Origin of the sequence: Knoellia sinensis KCTC 19936 (assembly GCF_000768705.1) — a bacterium.
Taxonomy (GTDB): Bacteria; Actinomycetota; Actinomycetes; order Actinomycetales; family Dermatophilaceae; genus Knoellia; species Knoellia sinensis.
In genome coordinates this window covers 1-11,602 of record NZ_AVPJ01000031.1, presented here as the reverse complement: position 1 = coordinate 11,602, position 11,602 = coordinate 1, and the positions used below count along the sequence as shown (strand labels likewise).

At 64.9% G+C, this 11,602-nt stretch carries 12 protein-coding genes; 8 read left to right on the top strand and 4 right to left on the bottom strand.

Translation table 11 applies throughout. The features are described 5' to 3' along the window. Nucleotides 1-291 precede the first annotated feature (291 nt). Nucleotides 292-966: a PD-(D/E)XK nuclease family protein gene (locus N802_RS18800; RefSeq protein ID WP_156971522.1), complete on the top strand. Its 675-nt coding sequence runs from the start codon at nt 292-294 to the stop codon at nt 964-966. After that, nucleotides 959-1,522: a hypothetical protein gene (locus N802_RS18795; protein ID WP_035919480.1), complete on the top strand. Its 564-nt coding sequence runs from the start codon at nt 959-961 to the stop codon at nt 1,520-1,522. Before N802_RS18800 ends, N802_RS18795 begins: the two co-directional genes overlap by 8 nt. A gap of 162 nt (nt 1,523-1,684) precedes the next feature. Here N802_RS18795 and N802_RS18790 read toward each other — a convergent pair whose 3' ends face one another. Beyond that, a complete protein-coding gene (locus tag N802_RS18790) occupies nt 1,685-2,815 on the bottom strand; it encodes a PIN domain-containing protein (RefSeq protein WP_084072355.1) in 1,131 nt (376 codons plus the stop codon). A 281-nt stretch (nt 2,816-3,096) separates the two neighbouring features. Here N802_RS18790 and N802_RS20095 point away from each other — a divergent pair, with 281 nt between their 5' ends. From N802_RS20095 to N802_RS18780, 3 genes are read left to right on the top strand one after another with little or no spacing between them, the layout of a single operon-like run. Continuing rightward, nucleotides 3,097-3,420 (top strand): helix-turn-helix domain-containing protein, encoded by a 324-nt coding sequence (locus N802_RS20095; protein WP_084072354.1) that lies wholly within the window; start codon nt 3,097-3,099, stop codon nt 3,418-3,420. Between the two features lie 14 nt (nt 3,421-3,434). Continuing rightward, nucleotides 3,435-4,025, top strand: a complete 591-nt coding sequence (locus tag N802_RS18785) for an RNA polymerase sigma factor (RefSeq protein WP_169743466.1) — start codon at nt 3,435-3,437, stop codon at nt 4,023-4,025. Continuing rightward, the gene (locus N802_RS18780) at nt 4,022-4,717 is read left to right on the top strand and encodes a hypothetical protein (RefSeq protein WP_156971521.1); all 696 of its coding nucleotides are present in this window, start codon (nt 4,022-4,024) and stop codon (nt 4,715-4,717) included. Before N802_RS18785 ends, N802_RS18780 begins: the two co-directional genes overlap by 4 nt. 223 nt (nt 4,718-4,940) lie before the next feature. Here N802_RS18780 and N802_RS18775 read toward each other — a convergent pair whose 3' ends face one another. The 3 genes from N802_RS18775 to istA all read right to left on the bottom strand — a co-directional run bounded on the left by N802_RS18775 (nt 4,941) and on the right by istA (nt 8,310). Then, a complete protein-coding gene (locus N802_RS18775; protein ID WP_169743465.1) occupies nt 4,941-5,561 on the bottom strand; it encodes a hypothetical protein in 621 nt (206 codons plus the stop codon). A gap of 245 nt (nt 5,562-5,806) precedes the next feature. Then, complete coding sequence (gene istB / locus N802_RS18770) at nt 5,807-6,622, bottom strand: IS21-like element helper ATPase IstB (RefSeq protein WP_035919462.1); 816 nt, start codon at nt 6,620-6,622, stop codon at nt 5,807-5,809. Beyond that, the gene (istA, locus tag N802_RS18765) at nt 6,622-8,310 is read right to left on the bottom strand and encodes an IS21 family transposase (protein ID WP_035919459.1); all 1,689 of its coding nucleotides are present in this window, start codon (nt 8,308-8,310) and stop codon (nt 6,622-6,624) included. The genes istB and istA overlap by 1 nt, the downstream gene beginning before the upstream one ends. 648 nt (nt 8,311-8,958) lie before the next feature. Here istA and N802_RS18760 point away from each other — a divergent pair. From N802_RS18760 to N802_RS18750, 3 genes are all read left to right on the top strand, one after another. Further along, nucleotides 8,959-10,002, top strand: coding sequence for a hypothetical protein (locus N802_RS18760; protein ID WP_035919455.1), 1,044 nt, complete (start codon nt 8,959-8,961; stop codon nt 10,000-10,002). A gap of 134 nt (nt 10,003-10,136) precedes the next feature. Then, nucleotides 10,137-10,508, top strand: a complete 372-nt coding sequence (locus tag N802_RS19770) for a hypothetical protein (RefSeq protein WP_156971519.1) — start codon at nt 10,137-10,139, stop codon at nt 10,506-10,508. Nucleotides 10,509-10,609: 101 nt separating this feature from the next. Next, nucleotides 10,610-11,128 (top strand): hypothetical protein, encoded by a 519-nt coding sequence (locus N802_RS18750; protein ID WP_156971518.1) that lies wholly within the window; start codon nt 10,610-10,612, stop codon nt 11,126-11,128. The last annotated feature ends 474 nt before the right edge of the window (nt 11,129-11,602 follow it).

Genomic DNA, 11,602 nt, shown 5'->3' with positions numbered 1-11,602 from the left:
TCAAAGCCCACCACTCCACGGGACTCATACCTATCCAAGGGTCAGCCGATCGTTGATCCAGTCTTTGGGGGCGCCTGACGTCGACGTGGCGTCACAGGCATTCGCGGCGTTACGTCGACGTGGCGTTACAGGCATTCGCGGCGAAGTGACGCGGGCCTGCCACCGGTCCACGCCGCCGATAGGGCTGATGCGGCCGAGTGGGGAGCGCCAGTTTGAGGGGCGACCCCGGTATCCCTCGTGCAGTCACCGAACGACCTGAACAAGACGGGGCCGTCACATACGCTCGCGGTTGTGACGTCGGAACGGGTATTCGCCTCAATACTCGACGAGTGGCTGACGATTGCACCCAGGCCCGCCGGGGCAGACGAGTGGGAAGCTCGATTCGATGAGATGGCTTCCGAGCAGGCCCATCTTCGCGCAGAAGGAAACTGGCGAACTGGAGGCAGAACGCTGCTTCATGCACTCGGCCTCCAGCATGACGAGGTGCGACTGTGCGCGGGCCTGGCGTGGTTGCTCACACCGGACGGGTGGCATGGGTTGGGGACGACCTTGCTACGAGCGCTCCTGGATGAACTGGGTTTCACAGCACTTGAAGAGGCAGACGTGGCCGGGGCGTCGGTCGTCACCGAGGAGTGGAGCACGGACAATACAACCCGTGCTGACATCGTTGTCCGCCTCCCCCAATCTGCCACTACGGTTCTCGTGGAAGCAAAGGTTTGGGCGGGTGAGCAGCCGAATCAGTGCCAGCGACTGGCCGAGCTATGGGCCAGTGAGTCGCCGACGCTGGTGTTCCTAACGAGGACTGGGTCGCAGCCGCTAACCGCGCGGGAGGGAGACCACTGGATTCCCTTAGCGTGGGCGAGTGTGGCGCGGCTCATGCATCAGGTTGACGCCCCCTCCTGGTCGCCCGGTGCGCGAGAGCTGAGAGAGACGATCGAGGTTTACGGAGGTACCGCACATGGCTGATGACGAGAAGCTCGCCTTCTATCTACGGCATCGGGAGCAGATCGAAGAGTGGGCAAATCTGAGGAGCACTGCCGAGGCCGTACTCGATAGCAGGCTTCGCGGGGCGGCTCGCCAACTTGTGCACGAGCTTCCTTCTGCGGGTGTGATCGCTGAGCGGCGTTGGGGTTACGAGCACATCTTCATTCCCGCCGATGCCCGAGAGCCCAGAGTTGGAATGGGGCTGGCATGGAAGAAGAAGGGAGTCGTGAACGCTGGCGCGACCTTGGCGCTCACCTGCCTCGATGGCACCAAAGATGCTCGTTACCGAGCGCTGAAGGCGGCGACGCAGTCTGTCGCGCTTACACATGGGCTGGAGCGCTTCGGTTCAAGCGAGTGGCTCTGGATGACCCACCTCCGCCCCGCGCCAGACCTCGTCGATTTGGGTGAGTTCGCGGACTACTGCGTGCAGCAGCTTCACGATGCGTGGACAGAATTCCGACCGCAGATGCTCGCCGCCATGCCCGATCCACTGGAGGTTCCGGATCCTGCAGGCGGCATTGGCCGCCATCAACTCTAACTTCGCTGAGAATCCGAGCCACCGTGCCACCCGTCGCGGCGGAAGGACGCACTGTTTGCCGCGAGCTCTAAGGCCGAAAAATACGCGTCCGCTCCTGCTGCTCGTCTAAGCCGCGGCTCTCTCGCTCGTCAGAACGCAAGGCGCTCCTGCAGGCGAGGCAGGTTAGGTGAGTTCAGCTGATTCGAATTCGACGTAGTCGACGCCGACGCCTTCCTCGACACGCACCTGGAATTTGAGGCTGGCATGCCGGTCGAACGCCACCTGTGAAACGTGGTCGTTCCAGTCCCACTCACGGACAACGAAACCGTCGGGCTCTAGCGCATCGCTCTTGGATGCGAAGCCCTCGAAGGACAGGGTGGCCTCGATCGTTGCCTCGATAAGCAGAGTGGTGCCGTCAAAGGACTCGTAAACCTGCCACTGAACCGTATCTGGCTCAGTTTCAACATGGTCCACAGTCATGTCTTCGACCTGACCGGGCAGGTCGAGGTCACCAAAAAATTCGTCACGCTCGAGGGCGGCGTAGCCGCCCTCGACGGACTGTCCGAGGAGACGCTCCGCGGCGTCGACGAGTGCATCCCGGATGAAGTCGTCGGTAGTCTGCGGACCATCCCCACTCCCAGCCGTGGCGAGTGCCAGTGCCAGGTAGTCCTCCAACTCCTTCGGGCTCGCGGACAGGCCGCTGACAAGTGAAGCGAACTCTGGACGCTTGAGGAGATCGGCAATCGTCGAGATCCAAGTGATCTGCTCAGGCTCGTCAAGGTCCTCCAAGAGATCCGGATGGAGTCCGCCCGAGCCATCGCTGAAGTCAACCGAGTTCTTTGAGACCCAGAAGATCCTACTGGTGCCCGGCTCACTGGCGAGCTCGAGGAGGCTTTCCCAGTTGAGTGCATCACGAAAGCCCTTGCCCGAGGCCGCAAACGGTTTTCGCTCTCCAAGGTCGCGCTCAAGCAGCCTCTCAGGAGTCCCCAACGCCGGGAGGCCGAGAATCTGGGCTCCGACTTTCTCAAGTCGCTCTTCGAGGTACTGCTCGTGCGCGTCGACGTCCACTAAACCAACCGCGGGCCCGTCGCCCGCATCCAGCCCGAAACTTGTGTTGAGTTTCTTGACTTCACTGCGGGCGTTCTTCAGGGCTTGGTCAGCCTGCCGTTTCCAACTTCGCACCGACTCGCGAAAGACAACATGGGGTACAACCAAGCGGATGTCGTCTCGGGCGCAAAGTGCTAAGAGTTGCATCCAGTCAATGCGGCGAACTAGCAGGTCATCAAAGATTGTGGTGGTGTCAACGACAACGATGGGCGGCTGACTATGTCAAGTAGAACTGGCCCCACCATGACGGCCTGATGTGGCCCCAGATTGCTGATCCAGCCTTCACCTGGGCCAAGCGCAGCTGGCCCCTTTGCAGCGATGGTCGGCGAACCAGAGCAGCCGTCCGGGGCCTTCTCCGCCGTGACTACCAAAAATAGTCACTCACCCGATGTTGCTCGGGTGGCGGCGGCAACGCCCGTGGTCCAGATTTGACCGCAGGGTCAGCGATCTTGCTGACCCGAACGCACCAGGGGATCTCAGGGGGCACGGTGGGTTACGTCTCAATCATCCAACTAGCCACGTTCATGGCGGTCATCGAGGAGGGCACGATGACCGGGGCTGCTCGCCGACTGTGCTACAGCCAGCCAGCAGTCAGTGGGCATATTCGGGGGCTCGAGCTAACGGTGGGCACGCCTCTGCTGCGGCGAGGACCGGGACCGCTGGCAGCAACAGAGGCTGGCGATCGGCTACTCCTCCTGGCTCCTCTGCTACTTCAAATCGCGGAGCAGATCCAGCATGTGGGCGCCCTGAGGAGTCCTAGGAGCGCACGAGAGCGAACCTTGAAGGCCTCACCGGGTATTGAGTTTTCATGACGCACTCACGGACCGTGATCTCCGATCGTGATCCAGACGCCGTGCTCTGGGCTGCCTGTCGCAAGGGAAGTGGGGAAGCCTTCGACATCCTTTTTCGTCGCCATAGTGGCCGGGTTTACCTCTACTGCGCCCGTCTGGCCGGGTCCACGGAAGACGCAGAAGACTCAGCAGCCGAGACATTCGTTGAGCTTTGGCGGGGAAGGCGCAAGTTCGAGACGTACAACGACTCGATCGCGCCGATTCTGCTGGCCATCGCCAAGCGCATCGTGCAGAAGCAGCATCGCTCCAACTCTCGTCGGCATGCCGCTCATACCCGTCATGAAGTTCAGCCGATCAACCATGTGCCGTCCTCGGACGCGCAGGTACTCGAGCGGCTCGAACTGGACGAGCGCCTCTCATGGCTCGCGTCGGTGGTGAGCAAGCTGCCACCGCAGCAGCGGGACGTCGTCCACCTCTGCATCTATGCGGAGATGTCGCAGGCGGAAGTGGCGTCGATCCTCCAGATACCGATCGGAACGGTCAAGTCCCGGCTGCATCAAGCACGAAACTTGCTCGCCTCGGCCGTGGAGCGTTCGGAACCTTCACACTCGACAGGAGTCAGATGATGCTCGACGAACTTGTCAGGGTCCCAGAGCCCTCGGATCAACAGACAGACCGGATGCTTACGGCGGTCCATTGCAGCATGGATGAGATGGCCCGAACCAAGGCGCGGACCAGGCAATTCTTGGCTGCGGCGGCGGTCACTGCTGTCGTAGGTGTGGGCGCTACGCAGGTGTTGATCAAGCCGCCGGACGCGTTCGCGTCGTGGACAGCCACTCCTGAGGCGTTCGGACTGTCTGCCAGCAGTGGCGAATTTGCACGCTGCATGTCCGAGGCGCCCCCACTCCCTCCAGGCGTTCTCACCGCGGCGACTCCCAAGCCGGTGCTCGCCGAGAGGCGCGGAGCCTTCACGGCGGCCCTCTTGGTCGACTCCTCGACAACCACCCTCTGTATCCATGACGATCGAACGCGAGGGGCAGGACGAGTATCGCGGGTCGCCATCCCGGCTGGAGCGAGCATTGCGCTGGAGGCGAACGGTGGATCGCTGGACGAGGGTGACGTGCGCTACGTCTTCGGGGCGGCGAATGGGAAGGTCGACGAAGTCGTCGTACACCTCGACAATGGTGATGCTGTGATGGCGTCACTCAGTGGTGGCCAGTTCCTCGCATGGTGGCCTTCAGGAAGAGAACCTGTCACCATCGAGGCTCGCCACAGCAACGGAACCCTGCAGCAACTGAGCCTGCAGGGCCATGACTGAGAGGAGGGCGCACGTGTTCGGTCTAAATTGGTTGGACGGCCTCCTGTTCCTTTTCATCGTGGCTGCCTTTGTTTTGCTGGCTCGGCAGGTGGTCGTCTTCCTGCGAAGGAAGATGCGCACGCCCAGCGCCGAATGGGATCAAAGGATGCTGAATCGCGAGCAGTAGGAAATAGCGCTGGGGCCACCCGAAAATTTGCCTCGGACGGCCCCAGCGCGCAAGTATCTAGCCGAGATTGCAGCTGGAGCGGTAGGAGTACAGACCCGTCCGTCCACCGCGGTTCTGCATGCACGGTTGAGCTGACGCCCAACCGATGCCGAAGTTGAACTGCTGGGCCTGACGGACCTCCCAACCCACGTTGCTCACGTACTTGCCGCCCAGACCCTTGTAGGCGATCCCGCGAAGCCCTTGACCACCGCGATTGGTGAGCGAATAGCTGGTGATCGAAGAGCCATTCGAGCACCAGTTCGCCTGCATCCAAGTGTTCCCAGTGTGAAAGGGCCCGTCGTACCACTCCTTGTAGTGGTACTTGTACCAGCAGCCGCCGGCAAGCGCCTCTGCACCCAAGCTCGCCTCCTGCGCGGTGGGCTTCCGCTGCATCGCCGGGGATTCGCTCCCCACGGCCGTCCACTCATCCAGACGGTCAATGAACAGCTCGCGTTCATCGGTCGTCAGCTCTGCCAAGGCTTCGGACACGTTGGCCGAGTCGTAGACACGTTTGGCGATCGCCTCCGAGTCGTCCGTACTTGCTGACGCGGATGGTGCCGGACCGAGGGCGGCAAGAACGGCAACCGCTGCCACCCCCATCAAAGACCGAAATGCTCTCATCCTGATCCTCTCCACCACGGACGCCCTCGCCGATGGGGGCGCCCTGACCTGTTGCCACGCGTGCTTGCGTGGCAAGCGTCAGTGAACGAGGGAGTTGGGATGACGGGCAAGAGACTCATTCCAATTGCCAATAGCCCTATTCGGATTCACCCTGTCCGCATTGCCGGTAGCTGCTGGATCTGCTAGGGATCCCCCAAGGCTCCCCGGGAGGCTGGACCTACGTCCTCACCGCCGCCGACGTTCTCATCGCTCATGCAGGATGGTCAGCTGGCAGCGTTGACGCGGCTGTGGGCGAGGCGGTAGGAGTGGGTCCCGGTTTCGATGATGGTCCCGTTGTAGGTGAGCCGGTCCACGATCGCCGCGCACAGGCGGGGGTCGGTGAAGGTATCGGTCCAACCGCTGAAGGACTGGTTGGACGCGATCGCGATCGAGTTCTTCTCTTCGCGTTCAGTGAGGACCTGGAAGAGGAGCTCGGCGCCGCGGCGGTCGAGCTCCATGTATCCGAGCTCGTCGATCATCAGCAGGTCGACGCGGCCGTAACGGGCGATGGTCTTGGCGAGCTGCTTGTCGTCTGCGGCCTCGACCAGCTCATTCACGAGCTTGGTGGCGAGGGTGTACCGGACCCGGTATCCCTGTTCGGCGGCCGCCGTCCCGAGCGCGATGAGCAGGTGGGACTTGCCGGTGCCGGAGTCCCCGATCAGGCACAGCGGGTCACCGCGGCGGATCCAGTCGCCCTTGGCCAGCTCGTGCACGGTCGCGGGGTTGATCGCGGTGTTGGCGTCGAAGTCGAAGTCCCCAAGCCACTTGTCCCGCGGGAAACCGGCCGCCTTGACCCGGCGGATTGAGGAGCGGCGGTCCCGGTCGTCGACCTCGGCCAGCAGCAACTCAGCCAGGAAGCCTTGGTAGGTCAACTGCTCCTTCTTCGCCACAGTCAAGGCTTCGTCGACCAACGCCCGGATCGTGGGCAAGCGCAGTCGGCGGCAGGCCTGGTCGACCGCGGCGACCGCGGCTTCCTCGGTCATGCCGCGCCTGCGGCGCAACGTCGGAGTGATCGAGGTCGGGGACGGGGTGGGGCTCATCAGCTGGTGCTCGCTTTCACATCGGCAGCGGTCGGGGACGGGGCTGTGCGTCGTCGTGGGAGCAGCTCGTCGTACGCGGCCACGGATGGCACCGGGCGGGTGTCGGGCGGGAGGCCGGCGATCACTGCAGCCGGGTCGGTCAGGCGGCGTTGGGTCAGACTGACAACGCGTTGCTCACGCGAAGGACCTTGAGCAACGCGATGACGATCCGGACTGGCCCCACCCACACCAGCCGTGGGGTCAACCGTGTGGCGGCGGGCTTCGACAGCGACGACGTCCGCGGACACCGCGCCCACGGACAGGGCGGCGGCGATCCCCGCAGTGACTTGCTCGGCGGTCAAGGAGCGGTGGAGCAGGAGGACGTCGACGAGTTCACGAGTGCCATCGACGTCACCGTTCACCTTCATCGAGGCCGCCCAGAACGCCTCATGCGCATTGGTGAAGACCCCAGCAGCGCGTGCTTGCGCGAGGGCGGTTGATCCCGGCAGGGCTCCGGGCTTGAACCGCAGCACCTCCAGGTAGTGATCGAGGGTGACATGGCTGGTGCCTCGGGCCACGACGCGTGGGTGCACGGCCACGACGGTGCGGCCCTCGAACACCACGACCTCGGTTGCGCGCAGGCTCACGCGGACGCGTCGCCCGATCAGATGAGCCGGGACGGAGTACTTCACCATGCGCACCGTGATCATCGAGGAACGGTCAACGCGCGGATGCAGCACCAGGCCGGGTTCGAACACCTCCATGGGCAGGGGGCGCAGCAGAGGCCGCTCGGCAGCGAGGTCTTGCCCGATCGAGTGGACGTGCCCACTGATGCGCCGGTCCTCGTCGGCCGCCTCCCACGACTTGATCTTCTCGTTGAGCTCGTCCAGGGAATCGACCTCGGGCATCGGGACCAGGTGGTTGCGTCGAAACCACCCGACCGCACCTTCGACACCACCCTTCTCGTGGGCACCTTCGATGCCGGGCTGGCAGTAGAACGCGTCGAAGCCGTAGTGCGACCGGAACAGAACCCACCGGTCGTTCTCGTTCCGTTCCCGTCCTGGTCCGTAGATGACCTTGGTGACCGCGGAGGTCAGGTTGTCGTATTTGATGTGCTTCGTCGGGACCCCACCGATGGCGTCGAACGCCTCGATGTGCCCTTGCAGGAACGCTTCCTGCGCCTGAGTGGGGTACACCCGGTGGATCGCCTTGCCCGAGTGCGCGAGCCAGAGCACGAACATGTAGCACTTCGTCTTCACCCCTCCTAGGACGACCCAGACCTCGCCGAAGTCGACCTCGGCCTCCTCACCGGGCCCGTGCTGTTGAGCGATGAACGCCTCGACCCGGCGCCCGCCCTCCAGGTCGATCTGCGCCCGACGGACACGGACGTAGTCGCGAACGGTCGAGTACGACAGCCTGGTCGCGTCGTGCTCGTCGACCAGACGGGCGAGAATCCGGGTCGCGGTGTGCCGCTGCTTCCGAGGTGCCTCCAAGTCTGCGCGGAGCATGTCGTCGATGACGTCCTTGAACGGGTCCAACTGTGGGGCCGACCTTGTCGGTGCCTTCCGGCTTGGTGGTTCAGCTGCAGCCAACGCCTGACGCACAGTGCGCCGGTGCACCCCGTGACGGCGGGCCAGCTCGCGGATCGAGACCTCCTCGACCCGCGCGTCCCTACGTATCGCCGCGAACAACTCCACACGTGATCCCATCCCAACCCCGATCCCTCGAGCGCCTCTGATGAGAGCAAGGCTGAGGTGGGGCCAGATCAAACCGTCACAACCACCCCGGCGCGTCGCCAGTGGGGCCAAATCAGACCGTCACGGTGGGGCCAAACCAACCTGTCAGAGTCAGGCGGCTCCTCCGACACGCGGCAACCCCATCTTCGCTCTGTCCAGCGCAGTGGTGTCCCGCGTCGGGTTCGGGTCACTCGCTGGGTCTTCGGCCAAGTATGGCCGGTGGGGGTCGTGATGTCTGCAGAACCAAATGAGCGTGTCGACGATGGAAGGACTGGCGGGTTCGGCCGGTGGCATAGAAACACATGTATCCGGACGTTGGCCCCCGCGTACTGCGCGGGACGGCCGCTTCGCGGCGACGACGAGTACACGGCCGCCACCCTCGGCAACACCATGAAGTAGCCCTTTCGACGCACCCCGACCTAGCAACCTCGGGGCCCGGGACGAGGCCATCCCAGACGCCTGCACGCGACGGGCCGGTATGACGCGGGGGGCCTGTCGGCGGGGCGGAGTACCCTTATCACACGGTTGTAGTTCACCTCTCTCCGGGGGGCTGCGCCAAGGTATGGCGTCTCAGCGTGGAGGCGGCACCATTCCGCCCACGCGTAGAGACGAGGACATCCGATGGGTTTCACCGCACAGCTCCTGGACGACATTCGTGCCCAGCTGGCACCGGACCAAGCCTCGCTGGACGAGGCCCGGGCCCGCCGCGAAGCAGTCCGTGCCGCAGCGCTGAGCTTCAACGGCGGTCGCCGCACGTTCGCCTCCGGCTCCTTGGCGCACGGAACGGCGAACTGCCCCGTCCACCTGCGGGACAAGGGGCTCGATGCCGACTGCGGTGTCGTCCTCGACCGTCGGGTCTACCCGTGGCTGGGGCCGGACTCCGCCTCGGGTGAGGGACCGAACGAGATCGTGGAGGAGGTGCGGTTCCACATCCAGAACGAGGTCGGACGCACCTACCCCAAGGTGGAAGTCACCACGACCAAGCGCGCCATCTTGTTGGAGTTCCACGAGCCCCTGTCCAGCGGGCAGGACCCGACGGTCGACTTGGTTCTCGGTCTTGACCGGCTTGGCGCGCAGGGCGTGTGGATCCCGAACACCGAGACCAACGAGTGGAACGCCTCGGACCCCGAGGGGCACACCAAGCTGCTGACTGGGGAGCCCAAGAGCCTGCGCGTCACCCGGGCGCGGACCATCCGGCTGGCCAAGGCCGAGAACAAGCGCGTACCGGACCCGCTGCTGTGCTCCTTCAACATCGAGGCTCTCGCCCTGATGTTCGTAGCTCCCCGCTCCGGAGTCCCACTGGCCCTCGTGCAGTTGTGGCGCGATGGTGCGGTCGATCTGCGGGCTCGGCTCACCCCGGATCCGGCAGGCGTGTCCGCACCGATCAAGTGCTCCGACCGGCACGCGGCTGCTGACCGGTTCGACACTGCCGCGTCTCGTTTGGAGGCGGCGCTGGCCCACGACGAGAACGAGAGCTGGGTGCGTCAGCAGCTCGCCGCCCTGTGGCCGGAGTTCGTGGCCGGCGACCGGAGCGAGGTCACCAAGGCCCGCGCCCTGGCAGCACTCAAAGGCGCCGCACCCCTGTCAGTCACCACCGGCGGGGTCCTCAGTGCAAGCACCGGGCTCGAGCTGAAGAACCCTCGGTCGTTCGGGACTTCCCGCTGAGGGGTCGCCCGCCTCGACCGCGTCACCCGCAGTCGTGGCTGCAGGACTACCCCACCCGGTCCCGGGTGGAGGCCGAGCTGCGCGCCGCCTACCCCGATCTGCACGTTCGGCGTCGCCGCGCCGACCGTTCGTGGGTGCACGTGTACACCGCTACGGTGGCCGTGCCCGGCTACCCGTCGCGCGTTGTGACCGCCGAGTTCGACCGGCGCTTCGCCAGTCACCCCGAGGTGTACGCAGACGGGCCGACTGAGTCCCCGCACCGGTTCGACGGTCGCGGTGGCACACGCCTGTGCGTCTGGTATCACTCGGACCCACCTGAGCGTCGCTGGGTCCCCGAAGACGGACTGCTGCGCCTCTTCGGCATGGTGCAGACGCACCTGCTCAAGGAGGCGTGGTGGCGCGAGAGCGGGCATTGGGTCGGGGACGAAGCCCCGCACTCTGCACGCCCAGACCAGGCTCGACTGGACCAGGCACGACCCGACCACACGACGGGAGACACACTGTGACCGCGACACCCTGGCCCACCACCACGGCCTCTACCTCGACCACGACCACGACGGGGGTCCCGGCCGCGACAACGGCAGGCACCGACGGTGCCGGGGGCGGGGTGCTGGGACTGCTGCTGACCGGCGCCGTCTTGGCCGCCGTCATCGGCGCCATCGTGAACACCGCCTTGGCTCGGCGCAAGAGCCTGGAGGAAGAACGTGCGCGGGTGCGGGGGGTCTTCGCCGAGGCGTTCGAGGCCGTCGCCGCCTACAAGGAGTTCCCGTACTCGATTCGCCGCCGGCGCCACGACCAGCCCGAAGCCGAACGGGTTCGTATCGCTGAGGCGATGTCCGGCGTCCAAGCCAAGCTGTCCTACTACCTCGCGTGGACAACTGCTGAGTCTGCGCAGGTCGGCAGCGCATACGCCGACCTGGTCAAGGAACTTCGCCGGGTGGCCGGGACGGCCTGCCACGACGCGTGGCTCGCGCCGGCCGCGACCACCGACGCGGACATGAACATTCCCCCAACTGTGGTCGACCTGCGCGGGCTAAAACCGCTCGAGGACGCGTACGTGGCAGCCTCACGGGAACACCTTCAGCAATTGCTGGCATTGCGGTCCCTGCTGGGGGGGCGGCACTGATCACGGCCCGGCGCTACCGCGCGCTGGACCGCCTCGAGGACGAACCACGCTGACCCACGTGAGTCCAGCCCGGGAACGGCGGACGTATTGCGGGTACCCGGTGCCCCATTAGGGGCGTTCACCGCGCTGAACTCTAGGTCGGCGACTGCCGCCCTCACACGATTGGGCTGTGCTCCTCGTGCATGCGTCACCTTCCACGCTCGGGCATCCGTCTCGATCCTCTCGAAGGTCCTACTGTCGCATGAGCGGCCGAGCGGGCCCGCGGTCGAGGTGCGTCTAAGTGGGCGAAGTGACGCAGTACCTGCGCTGGCCGTGTGGACGGCCGCGGCGGTCTCATTCGTAGTCTCATTCGCACCGTCGGCTGTGCGTTCGCGACCGTTCGGCGACCGGGCCCGTGAGCACGAATGACCGTGCGCGACCAGCCCTGAACCCTGCATCCCAGACCTCGAAAGCGTGTGTGGGTGCAAGCCCACC

What these genes read in the sequence shown, in the direction of transcription:
- N802_RS18795 (WP_035919480.1), top strand. Translation starts at nt 959, where the DNA reads ATGGCTGATGACGAGAAGCTCGCCTTCTATCTACGGCATCGGGAGCAG.
- N802_RS18780 (WP_156971521.1), top strand. Translation starts at nt 4,022, where the DNA reads ATGATGCTCGACGAACTTGTCAGGGTCCCAGAGCCCTCGGATCAACAG.
- istB (WP_035919462.1), bottom strand. Translation starts at nt 6,622, where the DNA reads ATGAGCCCCACCCCGTCCCCGACCTCGATCACTCCGACGTTGCGCCGC.
- istA (WP_035919459.1), bottom strand. Translation starts at nt 8,310, where the DNA reads ATGGGATCACGTGTGGAGTTGTTCGCGGCGATACGTAGGGACGCGCGG.
- N802_RS18760 (WP_035919455.1), top strand. Translation starts at nt 8,959, where the DNA reads ATGGGTTTCACCGCACAGCTCCTGGACGACATTCGTGCCCAGCTGGCA.